Source organism: Kitasatospora albolonga, from assembly GCF_039535905.1.
Taxonomy (GTDB): domain Bacteria; phylum Actinomycetota; class Actinomycetes; order Streptomycetales; family Streptomycetaceae; genus Kitasatospora; species Kitasatospora albolonga.
The window spans coordinates 40,079-61,796 of the sequence record NZ_BAAAYB010000124.1; the positions used below are offsets into that span (position 1 = coordinate 40,079).

At 74.6% G+C, this 21,718-nt stretch carries 18 protein-coding genes and 4 pseudogenes; 4 read left to right on the forward strand and 18 right to left on the reverse strand.

Features of this window, described 5'->3' with window-relative positions:
- The first annotated feature begins 14 nt into the window (after positions 1–14).
- Positions 15–329 carry a divalent-cation tolerance protein CutA gene (cutA, locus tag ABD946_RS30335; RefSeq protein WP_345288752.1) on the forward strand — a complete coding sequence of 105 codons (315 nt, stop codon included), beginning with the start codon at positions 15–17 and terminating at the stop codon, positions 327–329.
- A 19-nt stretch (positions 330–348) separates the two neighbouring features.
- Here the strand turns inward: cutA and ABD946_RS30340 are convergent, their stop codons facing one another.
- From ABD946_RS30340 to ABD946_RS30350, 3 genes are all read right to left on the reverse strand, one after another.
- Entirely contained in the window at positions 349–639 is a 291-nt protein-coding gene (locus ABD946_RS30340) for a DUF2695 domain-containing protein (protein WP_345288753.1), read from the reverse strand.
- Positions 640–753: 114 nt separating this feature from the next.
- Positions 754–1,560 (reverse strand): CbtA family protein, encoded by an 807-nt coding sequence (locus ABD946_RS30345; RefSeq protein WP_345288754.1) that lies wholly within the window; start codon positions 1,558–1,560, stop codon positions 754–756.
- Between the two features lie 16 nt (positions 1,561–1,576).
- Positions 1,577–1,789: a CbtB domain-containing protein gene (locus tag ABD946_RS30350; protein ID WP_345288756.1), complete on the reverse strand. Its 213-nt coding sequence runs from the start codon at positions 1,787–1,789 to the stop codon at positions 1,577–1,579.
- A 295-nt stretch (positions 1,790–2,084) separates the two neighbouring features.
- Between ABD946_RS30350 and ABD946_RS30355 the strand changes: the two are divergent.
- Positions 2,085–2,682 (forward strand): annotated as a pseudogene (locus tag ABD946_RS30355) (histidine phosphatase family protein).
- An 8-nt stretch (positions 2,683–2,690) separates the two neighbouring features.
- Here the strand turns inward: ABD946_RS30355 and ABD946_RS30360 are convergent.
- From ABD946_RS30360 to ABD946_RS30390, 7 genes and pseudogenes are all read right to left on the reverse strand, one after another.
- Entirely contained in the window at positions 2,691–2,900 is a 210-nt protein-coding gene (locus ABD946_RS30360) for a DUF4287 domain-containing protein (protein ID WP_345288757.1), read from the reverse strand.
- 156 nt (positions 2,901–3,056) lie between these two features.
- A complete protein-coding gene (locus ABD946_RS30365) occupies positions 3,057–3,689 on the reverse strand; it encodes a DUF305 domain-containing protein (protein ID WP_345288731.1) in 633 nt (210 codons plus the stop codon).
- 56 nt (positions 3,690–3,745) lie between these two features.
- Positions 3,746–4,111 carry a DUF6153 family protein gene (locus ABD946_RS30370; protein WP_345288730.1) on the reverse strand — a complete coding sequence of 122 codons (366 nt, stop codon included), beginning with the start codon at positions 4,109–4,111 and terminating at the stop codon, positions 3,746–3,748.
- Positions 4,112–4,252: 141 nt separating this feature from the next.
- Positions 4,253–4,729, reverse strand: a pseudogene (locus ABD946_RS30375) (DUF4396 domain-containing protein); the annotation flags it as partial.
- 71 nt (positions 4,730–4,800) lie between these two features.
- Entirely contained in the window at positions 4,801–5,592 is a 792-nt protein-coding gene (locus ABD946_RS30380) for a hypothetical protein (RefSeq protein ID WP_345288758.1), read from the reverse strand.
- Positions 5,593–5,714: 122 nt separating this feature from the next.
- Positions 5,715–6,170 (reverse strand): hypothetical protein, encoded by a 456-nt coding sequence (locus tag ABD946_RS30385; RefSeq protein WP_345288759.1) that lies wholly within the window; start codon positions 6,168–6,170, stop codon positions 5,715–5,717.
- Positions 6,171–6,203: 33 nt separating this feature from the next.
- Positions 6,204–9,317 (reverse strand): putative bifunctional diguanylate cyclase/phosphodiesterase, encoded by a 3,114-nt coding sequence (locus ABD946_RS30390; RefSeq protein WP_345288761.1) that lies wholly within the window; start codon positions 9,315–9,317, stop codon positions 6,204–6,206.
- Between the two features lie 194 nt (positions 9,318–9,511).
- Here ABD946_RS30390 and ABD946_RS30395 point away from each other — a divergent pair, with 194 nt between their 5' ends.
- Both ABD946_RS30395 and ABD946_RS30400 read left to right on the forward strand, forming a co-directional pair.
- A complete protein-coding gene (locus ABD946_RS30395; RefSeq protein WP_425558738.1) occupies positions 9,512–12,724 on the forward strand; it encodes an amino acid adenylation domain-containing protein in 3,213 nt (1,070 codons plus the stop codon).
- A 17-nt stretch (positions 12,725–12,741) separates the two neighbouring features.
- Positions 12,742–13,443, forward strand: coding sequence for a leucyl/phenylalanyl-tRNA--protein transferase (locus tag ABD946_RS30400; protein WP_345288762.1), 702 nt, complete (start codon positions 12,742–12,744; stop codon positions 13,441–13,443).
- Here the strand turns inward: ABD946_RS30400 and ABD946_RS30405 are convergent.
- From ABD946_RS30405 to ABD946_RS30440, 8 genes and pseudogenes are all read right to left on the reverse strand, one after another.
- Positions 13,420–14,904, reverse strand: a complete 1,485-nt coding sequence (locus ABD946_RS30405; protein ID WP_345288763.1) for an ABC transporter ATP-binding protein — start codon at positions 14,902–14,904, stop codon at positions 13,420–13,422. The genes ABD946_RS30400 and ABD946_RS30405 overlap by 24 nt on opposite strands.
- Positions 14,901–15,764, reverse strand: coding sequence for an ABC transporter permease (locus ABD946_RS30410; protein ID WP_345288765.1), 864 nt, complete (start codon positions 15,762–15,764; stop codon positions 14,901–14,903). The genes ABD946_RS30405 and ABD946_RS30410 overlap by 4 nt, the downstream gene beginning before the upstream one ends.
- On the reverse strand, positions 15,761–16,711 hold the full coding sequence (locus tag ABD946_RS30415) for an ABC transporter permease (RefSeq protein WP_345288766.1): 951 nt from the start codon (positions 16,709–16,711) through the stop codon (positions 15,761–15,763). Before ABD946_RS30415 ends, ABD946_RS30410 begins: the two co-directional genes overlap by 4 nt.
- The gene (locus ABD946_RS30420) at positions 16,708–18,255 is read right to left on the reverse strand and encodes an ABC transporter substrate-binding protein (RefSeq protein WP_345288767.1); all 1,548 of its coding nucleotides are present in this window, start codon (positions 18,253–18,255) and stop codon (positions 16,708–16,710) included. The genes ABD946_RS30415 and ABD946_RS30420 overlap by 4 nt, the downstream gene beginning before the upstream one ends.
- Positions 18,255–19,118 carry a class I SAM-dependent methyltransferase gene (locus ABD946_RS30425; protein ID WP_345288768.1) on the reverse strand — a complete coding sequence of 288 codons (864 nt, stop codon included), beginning with the start codon at positions 19,116–19,118 and terminating at the stop codon, positions 18,255–18,257. Before ABD946_RS30425 ends, ABD946_RS30420 begins: the two co-directional genes overlap by 1 nt.
- On the reverse strand, positions 19,115–20,311 hold the full coding sequence (locus tag ABD946_RS30430) for an MFS transporter (protein WP_345288769.1): 1,197 nt from the start codon (positions 20,309–20,311) through the stop codon (positions 19,115–19,117). Before ABD946_RS30430 ends, ABD946_RS30425 begins: the two co-directional genes overlap by 4 nt.
- A pseudogene (locus ABD946_RS30435) lies at positions 20,308–21,376 on the reverse strand (mandelate racemase/muconate lactonizing enzyme family protein). Before ABD946_RS30435 ends, ABD946_RS30430 begins: the two are co-directional and overlap by 4 nt.
- Positions 21,373–21,718: pseudogene (locus ABD946_RS30440) on the reverse strand (pyridoxal-5'-phosphate-dependent protein subunit beta); the annotation flags it as partial. The pseudogenes ABD946_RS30435 and ABD946_RS30440, both read right to left, overlap by 4 nt.

Consider the following 21,718-nt stretch of genomic DNA (forward strand, 5'->3'; position numbering starts at 1 on the left):
GTAGGCTGCCCGCCATGACGGACTTCCTGGTGGTCACCACCACCCACGAGAGCGAGCAGCAGGCCCGGGACCTGGCCGGGGCCGCGGTACGGGAGCGGCTGGCCGCCTGCGCCCAGGTCTACCCCGTCCGGTCGGTCTACTGGTGGGACGGCGAGGTCCAGGACGCCGAGGAGTGGCGGATCGACCTCAAGACCCGCGCCGGACTGGCCGCCGACCTACGCGAGTTCATCACCGCCCGGCACCCCTACGACACCCCCGAACTGATCGCCGTCCCGATCACCGACGGCAGCCCCGCCTACCTGGACTGGCTCGCCGCCGAGACCCGCTGAGTGCACCGCTCGCGCGGACTCAGTTCCGCTCGTCCGGATCGACGTTGGCGAGGACCTCGCAGTCGCAGTGACCACCCAGCGCCCTCAGGCCCGCCTCCAGAGCGGACCACTCCCGTGCCCCGGCCTCGGCCCAGGCACGGGAGTGCCGGAGGGTGTGGTCACAACCGGACTCCTCCAGACGCTCGTCGAGGTCGTCCAACAGCTCGTCGAGACCGTCGCGGTCGAGGCCGAGGACGTCCCAGTCCTCGCTGCGCCGCTCCGCCTTGTAGGCGTCGCGCAGCGCCCGCCTGCGCTCCTGCTCCGAGGTCATCCGGTCCTCCCGTGCCGATCCCCCGATGGTAGGGCCCGGGCCCGGACATGCCTCGGGGCCCGCCGACGGTCGCGCGTGCGGCGGGCCCCGAGGAGTGGAGCGGGGTGGAGCGGGTCAGGCGGCCGGGACGGCGGCCGCCTGCGGGGCGGCCGGGGCCTGACGGGGTGCCAGGAGGCGCTCCGCCAGCTGGCCGAAGACCAGCCCGAAGGCGGCCCAGAGGACGACCTGGATGCCCAGCGTGGCCACCCGGAACTTCCAGAGCACGGCGGCCGGGAAGGTGTCCTTGATCGCGTCACCGTTGCCCGGCAGCAGGACGAACGCCACGGTGACGGCCACCGCGAAGGCGAGGCCGGCCACCACCGAGGCGTTCCAGTTGCCCAGCCTCGGTGCCAGACGGCGGCCCAGGATCAGGGCCGCCACCCCGAGCAGCACGCTCAGCAGGATCATCAGGAAGAAGAGCGTGGTGCGCTTCCCGATGGTGTCCGGATTGCCGACCGCGGGCGGCGTCGCCGGGTACTTGAGGAACGGCACCAGGTAGACGGTGGTGAAGGCCGCCGCCGACACCAGGGCGGCGGACGCCCTGGGCGAGAAGCGGCCGATCCGGCCGAGCGCGAAGCTGTAGACCAGCGCGGCGATGCCGCCGAGCGCGACCCCGTAGACCAGGACACCGGTGGCCAGTCCGGCGGTCGACTGCAGCGACCGGCTGACCAGCTCCTCTTCCTCCTCGGCGGCCGGAGCCGCCGGGGCGGCGGCATCGCCGCCGTGGACGTGCTGCGGTGCCGAGGCGGCGCTCTCCTGCGCGATCGACTGGTCGACCGGCCCCTCCCCCACGAAGAAGGCGAAGGCGAAGGCGATCACACCGGCGACCAGGCCCGCGAGCATGCCGCGGACCAGGAGGTTTCTGACAGTTGAGGCAGGCATGTTGTGCGGCGCTCCGTCAGTGGCAGGGGAAACCGAGCAGGTGGCGGGCGTCGTGCACCCACTCGTGCACACCCGCACCGGAGAAGACGGAGGTGGCGCCCTGTTCGGCGCCCACGAAGTAGAGGGCGACGAGCATCAGGGTGCCGACGAACAGCGCCCAGGGCAGGATCGCCCGGACGGGAAGGCTCCCGGCCGCTTCGGCGGCGGGGGAGACGATGGCCTGTGCCATGGCAGGACCTCCTTGGGGAACGCGCGTCCCAGTCGTTGGAGCTCGAACGACGGCCATCGGGTCTGACTCACCGCCAACTCCCGCACCGAGGTGGGGCGCTGTCGGCATACAGTGGCGCGACCGTGCCGGTTTCCAACCGGCTTCCGTCCTGCCGTCGTCATGTCGCTGCGAACCGTACCGCCATTCGGGTGCAGCGGCCAAGGGAGCGCGGGACGGCGCGGGCCTCGGCGAAACACGCCGTTCCGCTCGCGATCCCGCCCCGGGGAACGGCAGTTGGACAGAACGGGAGTGACAGGTGACCACGCGGGTGACGTTCATCTCACCGGCCATCGGCGCGGAGCTGCGGGCCGCCGCCTTCGAGGACGGCGCAGGTCTCGACCCCTCCGGACGGGCCCGGGCGGCCGAAGCGGGGGCCGGACTGCGAAGCGGCCGTCACTCCGTCACCTTCCACACCACCGTGCACTCCCCCACGGCCCGCTGCCGGGAGACCGCCGAGGCACTGGGGTCTCCCCGCCGTCCCCGAACCCGCCCTGGCCGCCTGGTCGATGGGCCGCTGGCGCGGCCGCACCCTCGAGGAGCTGACCACCACCGAACCGGCCGCCCTCGCCCAGTGGCTGGCCGACCCGGAGGCCGCCCCGCACGGCGGTGAACCGCTCACCGCCCTGTGTGCCCGGGTGGCCGACTGGCTGGACGCGCTCGCCGGGACCCACCCCGACGGCCGCGTGCTGGCCGTCGCCGAACCGGAACTAGTCCGCGCCGCCGCCCTGCACACCCTCGGCGCCCCGCCGGCCTCCTTCTGGCGGATCGACGTCGCCCCGCTCACCGCCACGGAGCTGAGCGGCCGCACCGGACGCTGGAACCTCCGCTGCGGCCGCCCGCTCGAACTCCTCTGACCCGAGCGCTACTTGCCCTCCGCCAGGGTGGCGGCGACCAAGGCGTTGGCGTGACCGTGGCCGAGGCCGTGCTCGGCCTTCAGCCAGGCGACCAGCTCCATGTGCTTGGTCAGCGGGGAGCTGCGGATCAGCTCCTGCCACTCGGCGATCGGGCGGCCGTACTTCTTCTCGATGGAGGGGAAGTAGCTGGCGGGGCCCTTCACGGCGTTCTCGGCCATCTCGGTCGTCCTGTCTCTCGTGCGGTACGCGATCCGCGTTCTCCTGAGGGTGGACCGTGCGGCGGTCCCCGGCTCATCGGCACGAGCCTATGACCCGCGTCACATCCTGGGGGGCGCCGGTGCCTCGTTCGGCACCGGCGCCCCCGACGGCGCGGATCAGCCCTTGGCGAGCAGCCCGTTCATGGTCGCGATCTCGGCGCTCTGACCGGTGATCACCGCCCCGGCCAGCTCCTTGGCCGGGCCGAACGCGCCCTCGGCCTTCTCCTCCTCGGCCATCGTGACCGCACCGGTGTGGTGAGCCACCATCAGCTTGAGGAAGGCCTTGTCGAAGGCCGCCCCGGTGGCCTCCCCGAGCGAGGCCATCTCGGCCTCGCTCATCATGCCGCTCGCCCCGCCGCCGTGGCCGGAGTGGCCCCCGCCCGCCTGGGGCACCTGCTCGCCCCAGGTGGTCAGCCAGCCGGACATGGTGGCGATCTCCGGATCCTGCGCCTTGCGGATCTGCTCGGCGAGCTGCTTCACCTCCGGCGCGGCGGCCCGCGAGCCGGCCAGCTCGGCCATCTCCAACGCCTGCCGGTGGTGCGGGATCATCCCCTGCACGAAGGCCAGGTCGGTCGCGTTGTACGGCTTGGCGCCGGCGACCGCCGAGGCGGACGCCGAGGCGGTGGCCGGGGCACCGGAGTGGCCGCCGGCGTGCTCGGAGCCGCCGCTGCCGCAGGCGGTCAGCAGCAGACCACCCGCGAGGAGCGCGGCGGTGGCGAGCGAGGTACGACGGATCAGCTTGCTGTTCATGGGTGTTGGTTCTCCTGCGACTGGATCGTTCGGGGGGCTGGGTCGACCGGCCTCCCCTATCTGCGCAGGACCTGCAACTCCGTCAGGTCGGGCGGAGCCCGGCCGCCCTCCGGCCGACCACCCGTCAACCCGCCCACCGGGCAGGCCGTCCGGACCGCCACCCCCAACGGCGCCGGCCCGGGCGGCGGCGGGGCGAACGGCGCGGCCACCGCCCCCGCCAGGCACATCGGCCCGGCGTGCAGGTCGTGCCCGCCACCGCTCCCGGGGGCCTCGTGGTGGTGCTCCCCCGCCGCCGTCGCGACCACGGGAGCGGGTGGGCCCGGAACCGCGCCGAGCCCGTGCATGCCGAGCACCCCGAGCAGCGCGACCAGGACGAGCAGCACCCTCGCGGGGGCTCGGCGTCGGCGGTGCTCGGGGTGCACGGTGATGTCCTCAGCGGATCGTGGTTCGTTGCCGGATCAGTGGTGCTGGTGGTGCTGGTGACCCTCGTGGCCTTCGTGGCCGTGGTGACCCTCGTGGTCGTGGTGGCCTTCGTGTCCGGCGTGACCCTCGTGGCCCCCGCCGTGGTAGGCGTGCACCACCGCGTGGCCCTTGCCCCGGGCGATCAGCCAGCGGTTCACCGGGACGGTCAGCAGGAAGGCGACCACCAGCGAGAAGGCCAGCGAGACCCAGAACAGCACGCTGTCCAGACCCGCGTCCATCGCCCCCGGCACGCCGACCATGACCGAGTTGTCCACGATCTCCATCACGATGATCGAGACGGTGTCGGCCGCCAGCGCGACCTGCAGGGCGCTGCCCAGGTCGAGCCCCGCCTTCAGGACGCCCCTCATGGTGAGCGCGTAGCCGAAGACGAAGGCCAGGGCGATCGAGATGACCACGGTCGCACCGTTGTGGAGCCCGAGGGCGGTTCCGATGATCATGCCGAGCACCTCGCCGATGGCGCAGCCGGTGAGGCAGTGCAGGGTCGCCTGCGCCGCGCCGCGCCAGCTTCCGCCGCTCGACCCGTGCCCGTGGTGCATGTGGTGCTGGTGCTGGTTCATGAGCTCTCCCCGTGCTCTCGTTCGCCCTCTCGGACGCCTCAGAAGATATACCCCCTGGGGGTATCTGGCAATCAGTGCTTGTGCCCGTCGGCGAAGTGCCCGGTGCCGCTCGGCTTCGGGCTCGCCGGCGGGGGTGACACCGGTGGTACGGAGGTGGGCGCCACCGCGGACGGCGCCGGGGCCGGTGCCGAGGCCGGTGCGGACGCGGGCGCCGCCGGGGCCTCCTCGTGCTCCTCGCCACCGCTCCCGTGGCTGTGGCCGCCCGACGGGACGTCGAGTCCGGCCGCGACCTGGCGCAGCCCGGCGTACGCCACCAGGGCGACCACCAGCACCGCGAGGCCAGGCAGGCCGAGGATCCGGCGGGCGGGGCGCTCGGCCTCCTTGGCGGTGTAGGCGAGGAAGGAGAGCAGCAGACCCAGCGGGATCAGCACGGCGGCGCGCGCCGGGAAGTCCTCGAAGTGCTGGAGGCCGCCGCTCAGCATCCCGATCCCGAAGGAGAGCGCGAGCGAACTGCCCAGCACCAGCACCAGCCGCCCGGGCGAGGTCCGGCCCGGGCCCTGCACCTCGGCGAGGACGGCCGCGCAGAGGAACACGGCGGCCCCGGCCAGGCCGATCACGGTGTAGCGGGCCGGGTCGAGCGGGTGGTGCACCACGGCCCCGCTGATCAGCCCGGCGCCGACGAAGTAGCCGACGTACCCGAGGTAGCGGCCGAGCAGCCCGGGCTGCCTGGGTCTGGCCCGGCGGCGGCCTCCCGACCTCGCCGGGGCGTGCGAGCCGGACGGACCGGACGGTGGGGGCGGGCCGGGACGCGAACGGCCACGCGTACCGACGGAGGAGCGGACTGGTGGGGCGGAGGAGGACATGGGCCGGCCTTCGGGCGCGTGGCGGAGCCGCTGCCCACGGCGAGGAACGGCATGCGGGCACGGCGGAGCAGGGGCGTGACCCGCACGGCGTCCGTCGGTGGAACGCGCGCGGGTGGGCCCCGCTAAATCCGCAGCCTGCCCGGTGACGGCCCGTCAGCCGGAGGTGGCCGGGCCTCGGCCCGTCCGGCCGTCCCGGCGGCGCAGCGGTGCCCGGCCGGCTCCGGCAGGGCGAGGGCGACGGCCGCGCCCGGCACCGGCAGGTCGATCCCCTGGTCGGGCTGTCCGGACAGGCAGGCGTGCATGCCGTGCCCGTCCTCCGAGGAGTCACCGCCCTGGTCGCCGTCGGGGGCATGGCCGTGATCACGGCCGTGACCGTGATCGTCGGACGCGGACGCGGCCTGCGGCTCGCCGTGCGCGTCGGCCCGGGCGACCGCTCCGGCCAGGTGGTGGCCCGAGGGGCCCTCGGCGCCCAGCCCGTGCGAGAGCGCGACGGTGAGGACCAGGAGCAGCGCCGCCCACCAACCCACCGCGCTGCCGCGGCGGCGGCCGCGGCTCGGTGACTGGCTGGGGGCTGGCATGGGCGCGATCCTAGCCGAGCCGGGCCCCGGGGCTCAGGGGGTGGCGAATCCCGTCAGCGAGCGGTAGTCGGTGCCGCTGCGCACCAGGGCCTCCACCTGCTCCGGCTCCATCGGGCGGTCGAAGAGGTAGCCCTGGCCGAGCGGGCAGCCCATCTTGGCCAGCAGTTCGCGCTGCCGGGCGGTCTCGATGCCCTCGGCGATCACCCGCACGCCCAGGGTCTCGGCGATCCGGGTGATGCCCTCCACCAGGGCGTACTGCTGCGGCGAGTCGTCCAGGCCGTCGATGAAGGACTTGTCGATCTTCAGGATGGTGATCGGGAACTCCCGCAGGTAGCTCAGCGAGGAGTACCCGGTGCCGAAGTCGTCGATGGCCAGGCGGACGCCGAGCTCGCTGAGCGTCATCAGGTCCGCGCGGACCCGGTCGTCACGGCGCATCAGCACGCTCTCCGTCAACTCGAGCACCAGCGAGTCAGGTTCCATGCCGACCCGGTCGAGGGTCTCCCGGACCACGTCCACGAAGCCCGGATCGCGGAACTGGCGGGCCGAGACGTTGACGCTGACGTACCGATCGCACGGAGCGGCACCGGGGCCCGCCCCGGCCACCGGCCCGGCCAGCCGCCAGCGGGCCGCCTCGGCGGTGGCCCGGCCGAGCACCCAGGCCCCCAGCGGGACGATCTGCCCGCTCTCCTCCGCCAGGTTGATGAACTGTTCCGGCGGCACCTGCCCGCGCTTCGCGTGCGGCCAGCGCACCAGGGCCTCGAAGCCCACCAGGCTCCCGGTGTCGAGCGCCACGATCGGCTGGTAGAGCAGGTTGAACGAGGAGTCGGCGACGGCGCTGTGCAGGCTCTCCTGGAGCTCGTGGCGCTCGATCATGCCCTCCTGGAGGACCGGCTGGAACCGCCGCCACTGCCGCTTGCCGGCCGCCTTGGCCGCGTACATCGCCAGGTCGGCGTGGGTGAGCAGCTCGGTCGAGTCGCCGCTGTCCTCGGTGGTGGCCACGCCCAGGCTGATCGAGACGTTCAGCGGGCCGCCGCTGAGCCGGAACGGCTCGTCGAAGGCCCGGATCACGTGCTCGGCGAAGCCCTCGGCGTCCTCCGGGCCGCGGGCGTCCTCCAGCAGGACGGCGAACTCGTCGCCGCCGAGCCGGGCGGCGGTGTCGGAGGCCCGGGCCATGCTCGCCAGCCGGAGCGAGACGGCGACCAGCAGCTCGTCGCCGACGCTGTGGCCCATGGTGTCGTTGACCACCTTGAAGTCGTCGATGTCGATCAGCAGCACGCCGGCGGCCTGCCCGCCGCGCTCGCCGCGCCGGAACGCCTGGGTGACCCGGTCGTGGAAGAGCACCCGGTTGGCCAGGCCGGTGAGCGAGTCGTGGAAGGCCCGGTGGCTCAGCTCCCGCTCCAGCTGGCGCTGCTCGGTGACGTCGCGCAGGGTCAGCACCAGGCCGGCCACGGTCGGGTCGGCCCGAAGGTCGCTGTGCCGGACCTCGACCTCGATCAGCACGCCGTCGGGGCGCAGCATCCGCCAGTGCTCCTGACGCTCCCGGGTGCCCGGACCGCGCATCTGCTCCAGCGCGCCGACCACCGCGAGCGCCTCCTCGGGGGGCACCAGGGAGACGATCGGGGTGCCCACCAGGCCGGGGTGGCCAAGCACCCGGTCGGCCGAGGTGGAGGCGTACCGGACCCGGTCGTCCTCGTCGAGGATCAGGATCACGTCGGAGGCGTTCTGCACCAGGCTGCGGAAGTAGGCCTCGCTGTTGCGGCGGTTGACCTCCTGACTCAGGGTGATCCGCTCCAGGGCCAGCGCGGCCTGCGAGGTGAGGGCGCCGAGGGTGTCGGTGAGGGCGGTCAGCTCCTGTTCCGCACCGCCGACGATCAGCACGCCGATCAGCGGGTCACCGGTGGGGCGGTCCTGGAGGGCCAGCGGGCAGACCAGGGCGTGCGGGGCGCCGGCCAGCTCGCCGGAGAGCTGGGCGCCGAGGTCCGCGGCCCGGCACTGGTGAGTGCGTTTGGTGGCGGCCAACAGGTGGACGGCGCGCGGCACTTGGAGCAGGGGCACGTCTCCGTCCCGGCGGTGGGCGAGCTGGAACCGGACCCGGCCGTGGTCGCTCAACCCGAGCAGCACCCGGCGGCGCGGGTCGGCCGGGGGCAGCGCGGCCACCGCGGCCCGCAGCGCGGCCGCGACCTCCTCCACCCGGGTGGAGGAGGCCAGCGAGCTGACCGCCACCCGCAGCACCCGCTCACGGGCCACCGCCTCGCGGTGGGTGGAGACCACCAGGGCCAGCCGGGCCAGCACCAGCAGGTAGAGCAGGCCGGAGAAGGCGGCCACCACGCCGACGTTGCTGATGTCCCCGGCGAAGGCGTCCACCATCAGGATCGCCGGGGCGACCAGGGCGGCGGCGGTGAGCAGCACGATCCGGCCGCGGGCCACGTCCGGGGTGCGGGCGCGGAGCGCGGGCCTGGTCATGGTGACCATCGACGGGTGCAGCGCGGCCACGCCCCAGGCGGTGTAGAACGCCGCCCAGCCGAGGTCCACCGGCGTGCCGATCCGCCACATGCCGTGCAGCTGGATCAGCCCGAAGGCGATGTCGGAGGTCAGCATCCCGACGGTGCCGACGGTGAGCAGCCGCAGCGACCAGCTGCGCGGTCCGTGCGGCACCAGCAGCCGCAGCAGCAGGGCCAGCACCAGGATGTCGCCGAGCGGGTAGGCGATCGAGAACGCCTTCTGGGTCCAGGTGAGTTCGGAGTTCTGTGCGGAGGGCAGCACCAGGTAGATCCAGAGCAGCAGCCCCAGGCCGGCGGTGATGGTGAGCGCGTCGAGCAGGCTGCCGCGGTCCCGGCCGGCGCTCCGGCGGCGGACGAAGACCAGCAGACCCGCCGCGTAGAGCGGGTAGGTGAGCAGGTAGAAGCCGTCCGAGATCGAGGGGAACGGGTTGACCCTGCCGAGCAGTTCGGTCTGCACCACCTCGGCGACCTCACCGGCGGTGAAGGAGAGGTTGGCCGCCGCGAGCAGGAACCACGGGAGCGGGTGGGTCGGGCGGTTGCGGAGCGTACCGATCACGATGGCCGTCACGCCGCTCAGGCCGATGCCGGTCCACCAGATGATCCGCTGATCCGGGTGCGCGTAGTACATCGACGTCAGGAACGCCATCCAGACGAGGAGGACGAGCGCCGGGTACGGCCAACGCCATCGTGTCATCGCGGCCTCTGGGCACGGAGAGCGAATGGAATTCCCGACCAGGATACCTGTCGGTTATTCAGCGCGTATATTCGGAAACAGATCACCAGGGGGCTCCGGAGCACACCGGGAGGGCCGAGGTGGCAGACCGTGAATCGCGGGTGACGGTGGTCAACGACCAAGGGCAGTACGCCCTCTGGCCCGCACCGTCGGAAATCCCGCAGGGCTGGCGACAGGTGGGCCCGGCAGGGTCGGCCGAGGAGTGCGCGGCGCGGGTGGACGCGAGCTGGACGGATATCCGGCCGAATTCCCCGGCCGGGCCCGACGTGCGTACGGTACCGGAACTCGTCGCGGACCGCGCGCGGGAAATGCCGGACCACCCGGCGGTGATTTCGGAACACGGGTCGCTCGATTACGGGGAGTTGGACCGCAGGGCGGACCTGCTGGCCGCCCGGCTGCGCGCCCACGGCCTCGCCCACGGCCACGGGCACGGGCACGGACCCGGGCACGGACCCGGAGCGCAGCCGCTGGTGACGGTCTGTCATGACCGGAGCCCGAACCTGGTGGTCGCGCTGCTGGCCGTGCTGCGCGCCGGGGCGGCCTTCCTGCCGCTGGATCCGGGGCTGCCCCGGCAGCGCCTGACCAGGCTGATCGAGGACTCGGGCTCGGGCCTGGTGCTCACCGACTCGGCGCACACCTGGCTGGTGCCGCACTCCCTCGCGGTGGACGGCCCCGAGGAGGAGACCCCGACGGTCCCGCCGGAGCTGGAGCCGCCGGGGGCGGACACCCCGGCCTACCTGATCTACACCTCCGGCTCCAGCGGCGCCCCGAAGGGGGTGATGGTCAGTCACCGCTCGCTGGCCACCGTGCTCGCCGGACTGGTCGAGGCGTACGGGCTGGGGCCCGGGGACCGGGTGTTCCAGCTGGCGGCGCTCGGCTTCGACACCTCGCTGGAGCAGCTGTTCGCACCACTCACCGCCGGGGCCACGGTGGTGCTGGCGGACCGCCGCGGGTGCGCTCCGAGCGAACTCTGGGGACGGCTGGCCGCGCACCGGATCACGGTGGCCGACCTGACGCCCGCGTACTGGCACCAGTACCAGAACGCCATCGAGCGGGACGACCGGAGCCCGTTCGGACTGCGGCTGATGATCGTCGGCGGCGAGGCGGTCGCGGCCGAGGACTGCCGCCGCTGGTTCCGCCTGCGGCCCGGGGTGCGACTGGTGAACGCCTACGGGCTGACCGAGACGACGATCACCTCCACGCTCTGCGAGCTCTCCCCGGCCCTGCTGACCGGGCCGGAGGACGCCCCGGTGCCGATCGGGCACCCGGTGGCCGGCGCCACCGTGCACCTGCTGGACGAGCGTCTGCGGCCCGTCCCGGACGGGGAGACCGGGGAGCTGTACGTGGGCGGGGCCGGGGTGGCGATCGGGCTGTGGCACCAGCCGGGGCGGACCGCCGGGCTCTTCCTGCCCGACCCGTTCTCCGACGCCCCCGGGGCGCGGATGTACCGCACCGGGGACCTCGCGCGGCGCAGGCCCGACGGCGAGCTGGAGTACCTCGGCCGGCGGGACCGGCAGGTGAAGATCCGCGGCTACCGGGTGGACCCGGCCGAACTGGAGGCCGCACTGGCCGCCCACCCGGCGGTGGACCAGGCGGTGGCGGTGCCCGAGGACGGCGCGCTGGCCGCCTTCTACACCACCCGCGCACCGGTGACCGAGCAGGAGCTGCGCTCCCACCTGTCCGAGCGGCTCCCCCGCTACATGGTCCCGCCGCGGCTGGCCGAGCTGGCCGAGCTGCCGCTGGACCACAACGGGAAGCTGGACCGCCGCGGCCTGCTGCTCTCCACCCCGCCGCTGGCCGGCCGCGAGCCGGACCAGGCCTCCCCGCTGGGCACCGGCGTGGCCGAACTCTGGGCCCGCATCCTCCAGTTGGAGCAGGTCGGCCCCGAGGACGACTTCTTCGTGATCGGCGGCGACTCGCTGCTGGCCACCGAGATGCTGGCCCGGGCGCGGATCATGTTCGGCATCGGCGTCAGCCAACTCCGATCGCTCACAAGGGCGTTGCTCCAGGAGCCGACGCTGGCCGCGTTCACCCGGCACACCCAGGCCGCCCGGGCCGGGACCCTCGCCTCGGGCGACCGGCCGACCGACTTCGCCGCCGAGTCGGTGCTCGACGTCCCGGTCCGCCTGGACGGCGGACCGCCGCCGGACTGGCGCCACCCGCGCGAGGTCCTGCTCACCGGCGCCACCGGCTTCTGCGGCATCCACCTGCTGGACGAGCTGCTGACCGGCACCGACGCCCGGGTGCACTGCCTGCTGCGGGGAGACGACCCGCGGGCCGCGCTGGCCCGGCTGCGCGCGGCCGGGCTGCGGCACCTGCTGCGCGATCCGCTGGTCGGCCCGCGGGCCGACCGGGTGGTGCCGGTGCTCGGGGACCTCGGGCAGCCAATGCTCGGGCTCACGGACCGGGAGTTCGGCGAGCTCGGCGACACCCTGGACCTGGTCGTCAACTGCGGGGCCCGGGTCAACTTCGTCTATCCGTACGGCGAGTTGAGCGCCGCGAACGTGGCCGGGGTGCGCGAAATGATCCGGCTGGCCGGGTGGTCGCGCGGGATCCCGCTGCACCACGTCTCCAGCATGTCGGTGCTGGCCGGCCAGGGCGCGGCCGGGGTCCGCCAGGTCACCGAGGACACCCCGCTGGGCTTCCCCGAGCACCTCTCGGTGGGTTACGCGGAGACCAAGTGGGTGGCCGAGGAGCTGCTCCGGCAGGCCACCGAGGCCGGACTCCCGGTCGCGGTGCACCGGTTGAACGACGTCACCGGGGCCCAGGACACCGGGGTGATGAACCCCGGCACCGAGATGTGCGCGCTGATCCGGCTGTTCGCCGACGCCGGGTGCGCCCCCGACGTCGACCTGCCGCTGGACTTCCTGCCCGCGGACTGCTTCGCCCGCGCCCTGGTCCACCTGGCCACCCACCAGGAGGCGACCGGGCAGGCGTACCACCTGACCACCGACCCCGGGCACCCGCTGATCGGCGAACTGGCCGCCCGGCTGCGGACCTTCGGGTACCCCGTGGAGGAACTCCCCTACCGGGACTGGGTCAGCCGCTACGCCGAGTACGCCGCCGGGCACCCGACCCACCCGGCCACGCCGTTCCTGCCGCTGTTCGTGGACCCCTGCGCCGGGCGGCCCGAACTGACCGTCAGCGAGATGTACTTCCGGCGCACCTTCCCCCGCTTCGGGCGGGAGCGGCTGGTGGCCGGGCTGGCCGGCAGCGGGATCACCTTCCCGCCGGTGGACGCGGCCCTGCTGGACCGCTACCTCAAGCACCTGATCGGCACCGGCTTCCTGCCACCGGCCACGGCCGGGGCGGTGGAGTGACCTGGCGGTGGGGTGACGTGGCCGCCTGGTGGGAGGAGTTGGACCTGGCGGGCGCACCGGCGGACGGGCCGGTGGCCTTCGGCGGGGAGCTGGATCAGGAGACGCTGCTCGGGGCGTACCGGGCCGGGCTGTTCCCCTTCCCGGCGGGCGATCCGGCGGTGGCGGCCTTCAACGAGGTGCGGTGGGAGGAGGGCCCGGCGGTGGTGGTGGGCGGGGCGGACCCGTACGCGCTGGCCTGGTGGTCGCCGGACCCCCGGCCGGTGCTGGCGGCCGGGGGCCCGCGGGTGAGGCTGCCGGCCGGTCGGGAGCTGACGGTGGGACGGGCCTTCGGGAGGGTGGTGGAGGAGTGCCGCCGGGAGCGTGAACCGCGCTGGCTGACGGACGAGTTGGTGGATGCACTGGTGGAGCTGCACCGGAGCGGGTGGGCGGAGAGCGCGGAGGTGTGGGAGGACGGGGAGCTGGTGGGCGGGGTGTACGGGGTGCGGGTGGGGGTGGTGCTGAGCCTGGACTCGATGTTCCACCGCGCTCCGGGGGCGGGGCGGGCCGCGGTGGCGGGGCTCGGGGCCCGGTTCGCGGAGGTGGGAGGGCGGGTGCTGGACGTGCAGTGGGACGGCCCGCACGTACGGCGGCTGGGGGCGGAGGCGATGGCCCGGAGCGCGTACCTCGCGCTGCTGCGGGAGCCGGACGTGGGGCCGCTACGGGCCGTCGGAGAGGGCTAGCCCGGCGTCGGGGAGGGCTTGTTCGAGGTCGGGGAGGGCTTGTTCGGGGTCGGGGAGGGCTTGTTCGGGGTCGGGGAGGGCCAGTTCGCGGTCGGTGGTGACGAGGGACCGGTCGTGGGTGACCAGGAGGACCGCCAGGCCGGTGCGGTGCCGGAGTTCGGCGAGGTGGTCGAGGACGCGGGCCCGGCTCGGGGTGTCGAGGCCGGAGGTGATCTCGTCGCAGACCAGGACCCGGGGCCGGGCGAGCAGGGCTCGGGCGAGGGCGGCGCGCTGGAGCTCGCCGCCGGAGAGGGTGGCGGCGCGGCCGTCGGGCGGGACGCCGAGGGCGGCGAGGACGGCGGCGGCCTCGGCCCGGGCGGCGCGGGTGCCGAGGCCGTGCAGGCGGACGGCGGCACGGGCCACCTGGTGGAGGACGGGGCGGTGGTCGTCGAAGGCGGCGCGGGCGTCCTGCGGGACGTACTGGACGGCGGCGGTCTGGGCGGTGGAACGGGAGCGGAGCGACGGCGGGAGGGGGTGGGCCTCCAGGCGGACGGTGCCGCGCTGGTGGACGTGCAGACCGGCCAGGCAGCGGCCGAGGGTGGTCTTGCCGCTGCCGGAGCGGCCGGTGAGGGCGAGGCACTCGCCGGGGGCGAGGGTGAAGGAGAGGTCGGTCAGGGCCCGGGTGCCGTCGGGGTGACGGGCGGTCAGGCGGTCGACCGTGAGGACGGGGTGCGGGGGCCCGCTCGCGGGTGGCCGGCCGTCGACGGCAGCCGGGAGCGGGGCCTCGCTCCCGGGGCGGCCTTTCGGACCGCTGAGGAGGTGGCGGGTCCACGGGTGCTCCGGGCGGGCGAGGACCTCGGCGGCCGGGCCGGACTCGACCGGTCGGCCGTCCTTGAGGACCACCACCTCATCGGCCAACTGCCGTACCGCGTCCAGGTCGTGACTGAGGAGAAGCAGCCCGAGACCGTCCCGGACCAGGGCCGCCAGCTCGGCCACCAGGCGGGCCCGGGTGGCCGGGTCCTGGCCGGTGGTGGGTTCGTCGGCGACCAGGAGGCGGGCGCCGGAGAGCAGGGCCTGGGCGAGCACCACGCGCTGCTGCTGGCCGCCGGAGAGCTGGTGCGGGAAGCGTCGCAGCAGCTCCTGCGGCCGCTCGACCCGAGCCCGCGCCAGGGCGCGGTCGACCGCCTCCGGGCCGCCCAGCTCCCGGAGTTGGGGGCCGATCCGGCGGGCCGGGTTGAGGACCGCCGCCGGGTGCTGGGGGACGTGGCCGACCGGGCCGGGAGGGGTGCGGATGGTCCCCGAGACCCGGGCGCCGGGCGGGAGTTCGCCGAGGACGGCCAGGCCGGTGGTGGTCTTGCCGCTGCCGGAGGCACCGAGCAGTGCCGTCACCCGGCCCGGACGGACCGTCAGGCCGACGCCGTCCAGCAGCACCCGGCCGGCCACCTCGATCCGCAGGTCGTCCACCACCAGGAGTTCGCTCACCGTCGTCCGTCCTCTCCGTGCAGGGCCGCGTCGAGCAGCAGGTTGGTGCCCATGGCGAGGGCGGCGATCAGCGCGGCGGGCAGGGCCACCGCCCAGGGCTGGAGGTCGATGCCGGGGCGGTTGCGGTCCACCATCACCGCCCAGTCGGCGGCGTCGGGGGCCACCCCGACGCCGAGGAAGGCGGCGGTGCTCACCAGGTAGAGCGAGCCGACCAGGCGGGTGCCGGCGTCGGCGGCCAGGGTGCGGCGCAGTTCGCGCACGGTGTGGCCGAGGGCGATCCGCACCCAGGACTCGCGGTGCATCCGCATCGCCTCGACCACCGGACGGGCGGCCACCTCCAGGGCGGCGGCGTGCACCACCCGGGCGGCGTCGGGCACCGCGACCAGGGCCACCAGCAGGGCCAGCCCGGCCGGGCCCGGCTCCAGTGCGGCGGCCACCAGCAGCACCAGGATCAGCGAGGGCACCGCGAGCAGCACGTCCAGCGGCCGCATCAGCAGCTCCTCCACCCAGCGCCGCCCGGTGAGGGCGGCGGCCAGGCCGACGGGGAGGGCGAGGGCGTAGACCAGGGCGGTGGCGGCGAGTGCGACCAGGACCACCGAGCGTCCGCCGAGCAGGAGTTGGCGCCAGAGGTCGCGGCCGGTGAAATCGGTGCCCAGCCAGTGCCCGGGGCCGGCCGGGGCGTACGAGACCCCGCGCGGCCCCGCCTCCCCGGCCAGCCAGGGACCGGCCACGGCGAGCGCCAGCGGCAGCAGGACCAGCGCGGCACCCAGCAGGTACCGGCCCGGGCGGCGAGGCGTCCGCCGGGCGGGCTGCGGGGGCGCGCCGGTGTCCGGACCGGCCGCCGTGGGGGGAACCGTCATGCCGTCACCTCCGTGCGGGGTGCGAAGCGGCGGGCCACCAGGTCGGCGGCCAGGTTGAGGACGACCGCGAGCAGGGCGAAGACCACGGCCAGGCCCTGGACCACCGGTACGTCGCGGGCCGCGACGGCGTCCAGCAGGACGCTGCCGAGGCCGGGAAGTACGAAGAGGGACTCGACCACCACCACGCCGCAGAGCAGCCAGTCGCAGGTGCGGGCCAGCTGCTGGGCGGCCGGGGCCAGGGAGTTGGGGAGGGCGTGCAGCCAGTGGATCCGCCACTCGGGCACGCCGTAGCGGCGGGCCTGGCGGACGTACGGGCGGGCCAGGGACTCGATCATCCCGGCCCGGACCAGGCGGCTGATCGAGCAGACCGGCCGGGCGAGCAGCACCAGGACCGGGAGGACCAGGACCGCCGGGTCCGCGCCGATGCCGCCGACGGCGGTGGGCGGGAGCCAGCCGAGGTGGAGGGAGACGACGGTGACCAGGAGCACGCCGAGGGCGAACTCCGGTGCGGCGTAGACCGCGAGGGTGGTGGAGCTGATCAGGCGGTCCAGCGGGCCGCCCTCCCGGCGGGCGGCCCGCATGCCGAGCCAGACGGCGAGCGGCACCAGGGGCAGCAGCACCAGGGCGGCGAGCAGCAGGGTGGTGCCGAGGCCGTCGGCGAGGTAGTCGGCGACGGGGCGTCCGGTGACCAGGGAGCGGCCGAGGTCGCCGCGGAGCAGCCCGCCGAGGCGCTCGAGGAAGCGCTCGACGGGTGGGTGGTCGAGCCCCATCGCCTCGCGCAGCCGGGCGATCCGCTCCGGGTCGGGGCTGTCCCCGGCCAGCGCCACGGCGGCGTCGCCCGGGAGAGCCTCGGTGAGCAGGAAGACCAGGACCAGGACCGCCGCCGACTGGGCCACCCCGAGCAGCAGCCGCCGGAGCAGCCAACTGCCGTGGCGGGTCCGGCTCATGCCAGCCAGACCCGGTCGAACCTCGCCCAGTCCAGGGTGTTGGCCGGCGCCTCGCGGGACACGCCCCGGACCTTGGGCGCGGTGGCCACGATCCAGTCGGCGAAGCCCCAGATCAGGAAGCCGCCCTCCTCGTGCAGGCGCCGCTGCATCCGCCCGTAGAGCGCGGTGCGGGCCGCCTCGTCGCGGGTGGACTGGGCCTGGCGGTAGAGCTCGTCGAAGTCCGGGTGGCGCCAGTGGGTGGCGTTGGTGGTGGAGTCGGAGAGCAGGCGCTGGGAGAGGTGGGACTCGATCGGCATCGCGCCGGAGCGGTAGGAGGCGAGGACGCCGCCGTCCAGCACGTCCTTCCAGTAGGTGTCCTTGTTGCCGACCTTCACCTCGACGGTGACCCCGGCCTTGGCGGCCTGCTCCTTGAGGATCCCGGCCGCCTCCACGAAGCCGGCCGCCACCGGGGAGGTGTCCAGGGTGACCTTGAGGCCCTCCTGCCCGGCCTCCTTCAGCAGGGCCCGGGCCCGGGTCAGATCCTGCTCCCGCTGCGGGAGTTCGGCGGCGTAGTAGCGGGCGCCCTTGCCGAAGAGGTCGTTGCCGATCTCCCCCGCACCGGAGAGGGCACCGTCCACCAGCTCCTTGCGGTCGGCGATCAAGAAGAAGGCCTTGCGCACCCGGGGGTCGTCGAAGGGCGGCCGGTCGGTCTTCATCACGAAGCCCTGCATGGTGGAGTTGCGCAGCCGGACCACCTCGATCCGCCCCTTGCCCTCGTGGGCCCGGGCGGTGGCGGGGTGCAACTCGTGGGCGTAGTCGGCCTGTCCGCCGAGCAGGGCGCCGATCCGGGCGGACTCCTCGTTGGCCACCAGGACCTCCAGCTCGTCCAGGTGCGGAGCACCCTCCCAGTAGTCGGGGTTGCGCCGAAGGAGCAGGGAGCCGCCGGGGGTGAAGGAGACGAAGCGGAACGGCCCGGAGCCGATCGGCGCGCTGAACTCCTGGGTCCCCTCGGGGACGATGTAGGTGCCGAACGCGGCCAGCACGTTGGGGAATTCGGCGTACGGACGCTTGAGGCGGAACTCGACGGTGGCCGGATCGACGGCCCGGCTGGCCGCCAGGTCGATCGGCTCCAGGGAGGCCCGGGCCCGGAAGGCCTTCTTGGGGTCGGCGATCCGGCGGTAGCTGTGGAGCACGTCGGCGGCGGTGACCCGCCGGCCGTCGTGGAAGGCCGCCTCGCGCAGCCGGACCGTCCAGAGGTCGAGGGTGGCGTTCGGCTCCCAACCGGCCGCCAGCCGGGGTACGGCGGCCAGGTCGGAGCCCGAGTCGGCGAGCTTGTCGAAGAGCGCCTTGGCCCGGGCGGCGTCCACGAAGAGGTTGGCCAGGTGCGGGTCGAGGGTCTCGTTGGTGCCGCCGCCGGCGAAGACGGCGCGCAGTCGGCCACCGCTGCGCGGGAGGGTGGCGGCGGCCTCCGAGGCGGTGGGCGCGTCGGCCCGGGAGCAGGCGGCGGCGCCGAGGGTGACGGCGGAGGCGAGCAGCAGGGTGCGGCGGGGTATCGGACGGTGCATCAGGATCGGCTTCTTTCGGCGGTGGCGGCGGTGTCATCGGTGGCGGTGAGGCGGGCGACCAGGTGGATCCGGTCGGAGTCGGCGCTGTCGGCGGGCGCGGCGCCCTCGCTCCAGGCCGGTTCGGTGCGGGGGCCCGGGCGGTCGTACAGGGCGAGCACCTCGAAGCCGTGCGCGGCCAGCAGGTACCGCAGCTCCTGCGGGAAGAGCAGGCGCCAGGCGGAGTGCTGGACGGCGACAGGGCCGAGGTCCGTGCTCCATGCCCGGGTGCGGCGCAGGAGTTGGGCCCCGTGGTCGATCCGCAGGGTGGTGCTGGAGGTGTAGCGGACGCCCTGGTGCTCGACGGTGTCGGTGCGGACGGCGTCCAACAGGTCGGTGCGGCCGAGGAAGTAGGCGCCGTTGCGCATCTCGGCCACCAGCAGGCCGCCGGGGGCGAGGTGGGCGCGGACGGCGGTGAGCAGCGCGTCCAGGTCGGCGTTGGTGTGGCAGTACAGCAGGGCGCTGTCCAGGCAGAGGACGGCGTCGAACCGCCGCTCCCCCAGGCCGGGTTCGCGCATGTCGCCGAGCAGGTACTCGGGGCCGGGGTGGTGGGTGCGGGCGTGCTCGACCATGGCCGGCGAGCTGTCGAGGCCGACCACCTCGCGGCCCGCCGTGCGGTGCAGCCAGGCGGCGTCGCGGCCGGTGCCGCAGCCGAGGTCCAGGACCCGGGGGCCGGCGCCGTGGGCGCGGAGCACGGACTCGGCCCAGCGGGCGGCCAGGTGGTCGGGGTCGGGGAAGCGCAGCTCGTACAGCGCGGGGGTGTCGGTCAGCAGGTTGCCGCTGGTGGCGGGGCCGGTGGTGGGGTCCGTACCGGTGGAGGTGGTCATGTGGGCGCTCCGAGCGGGGAGTTGGGGTCGGGGAGCGAGTCGCGTCGGCGGGCGACGGCGGCGGCGCAGGCCAGGCCGAGGGCGCCGCAGAGCAGCCACGGCGCCCAGCGGGCGGCGTCCATGGCCCAGCCGACGGCCGCGTTGCCGAGGGCGGCGGCCAGGCCGGAGACCAGGTAGAAGACGCCGTAGTAGGTGCCGGTGAGCCGTTCGCGGCCGAAGGCGGGTATCAGCTCCAGCACGAAGGGCTGGGAGATCATCACGCCGATCCGCAGCAGCACGACGGCCAGCAGCACCGGCACCGGCCCCGGTATCAGCAGCGGGGGCAGGAAGCCGAGCCCCGCCACCAGCATCCCGACCGCTATCCACCGCCCCCGGCCGCCGAGTTGCTGCAGCCGGGCGGTGATCCGGAGCTGGAGGGCGAGGTTGACCACGGTGCTGACCAGGAAGAGCAGGCCGACCGCGCCCTCCCAACCGGTGGTCTCCCTGGCCGCCTGCGGCAGCAGCAGGTAGAGCTGGCTCTCCAGGGCGTAGAGGCCGACCAGCGCCAGTGAGAAGGCGAGGAAGGGCCGGTCGGTGAGCACCTCCCGCCAGTCGCCCAGCACCCGGGTGCCGGTCGGCTCCACCCGGTGGACGGGCAGCACCAGGGCCTGGGCCACCGTCAGCAGGGCGAAGATCCCGGCGGCGGTGAGCGCCGCGACCCGGAAGTCCACCAGGAGCAGGACGGTGCCGAGCACCGGGCCGAGCAGGGCGCCGGTGTTGGCGAAGACGCTGAACAGCGCGAAGGCCTCGGCTCTGCGCTCCCCCGCCTCCTGGGCCAGGTAGGCCCGCACGGCCGGGTTGAACAGCGCGCCGGCCAGGCCGCTGAGCAGCGAGGCGGCCAGCAGCACCGGCAGCCCGTCGCCGAGGGCGAACAGGCCGAACCCGAGGGTGCGCAGGCCGCAGCCCGCGATGATCACGCCCCGGGCGCCGAGCCGGTCTGCCGCGGAACCACCCAGGATGAACAGACCCTGCTGGCTGAGGTTGCGCACCCCGAGCACCACGCCGACGGCCACCGCCGACATCCCGAGGTCCCCGCCGAGGTGGGTGGCCAGGTACGGGATCAGCAGGTAGAAGCCGGTGTTGACGCCCAGTTGGTTGACCAGCAGCAGCCGGACCGGGAGCGGGAACGAGCGCAGCGCGCGAAGGGTTCTCACCGGGTGGCGGCCGGCTCGGCGAGGTGGACGGGCTCCGCCGGGTGGACGCCGAGACCGGCCCGGTCGGCGGCCCGGACCACGCCGTCGGTGCCGCCGATGCCGCGCCAGGGGTCGTGCCGCAGCAGCAGGTGGCCGTCCAGGTCGACCCAGCGGGCCCGGTCCACCAGGTGCACGGCGGGGGCGATGCCGAGCGAACTGGCCGTCAGGCAGCCGAGCATGACCTCGGTGCCGCTGCCGTGCAGGGCGGCGCAGATCCGCAGCGCGGCCGAGACCCCGCCGCACTTGGCCAGCTTGACGTTGACCCCCTGCACCCGGCCGGCCAGCCGCTCGGCCTCCTCCTCGGTCGCCGCGTCCTCGTCCGCGATCACCGGCAGCGGGGAGGCTGCCGCCACCTCGGCCAGCCACTCCGGGTGGCCGGGCGCGGTGGGCTGCTCGACAGCGGTGACGCCGAGCTCGGCGAAGCGCGGGATCAGGTCGAGCGAAGTGCGCACCGTCCAGGCCCCCGTTGGGGTCGAGCAGCAGCTCGGCCTCGGGGGCGCCGATCCGCACCGCCGCCACCCGGGCCAGGTCCTCGGCCGGATCGGGCGAGCCCGCCTTCACCTTGACCACCCGGAACCCGGCCACCGCCAGCCTGGCCGCCTCGGCGGCGGCCCGGACGGGGTCGGTGATGCCGATGGTGCGGGCGGTGGCGGCGATCGGCGGGCGGAGCGTTCCCAGGAGTTGGTGGACGGGGGCACCGGCCCGCTTGCCGACCAGGTCGAGCAGGGCGGACTCCACCCCCGCCAGCACGCCGGGGGCGAGCTCCTTGAACGGGGCGTCCCCGCGCTGGAGTTCGACGAGGGCGGTCTCCGGGTCCGGGTAGCGGGCCAGGTCGAGGTCCTGCACCTCGCGGCGGATGCGGTCGGTCGGCAGCTTCAGGTACTCGCTGGCCACCACCTCGCCGTAGCCGCTCAACCCGCCGTGTCGCAGGGCGAGTTCGACCGCGTCGCGGGCGGCCATCACCGAGCGGGAGATGCGGAGCGGTTCGGTCAGGGTGAGCTGCACCACCCGTATGTCGAGCTTCACTTGCGGTCCTCCTGGGGGCCGGTGGGGCGGGTGGTGGCGCGGGTGGGGCCGGGGGCAGGGACGATCGGGTGGTGGTCGGCGGCGGGGGCGAGGGGGTCGATGACGGTGCGGCAACGCGCCCAGCCGGCGACCTCGACGGCGCCCGGGTGCGGGATCTCCACCGGGCGGGTGACGGGCGCCGGCAGGCCGCGGGCCCGGCACCAGTCGTCGTCGTAGACGGTGCCCAGGTAGCGGTGCGGGCCGTCCGGGAAGACCGTGGCGACCACCGCACCGGGCTGGACCCGGGCCGCCCAGGCCGCCACCAGGGCCACCGCCCCCGTCGACCAACCGCCGCTGACGAAG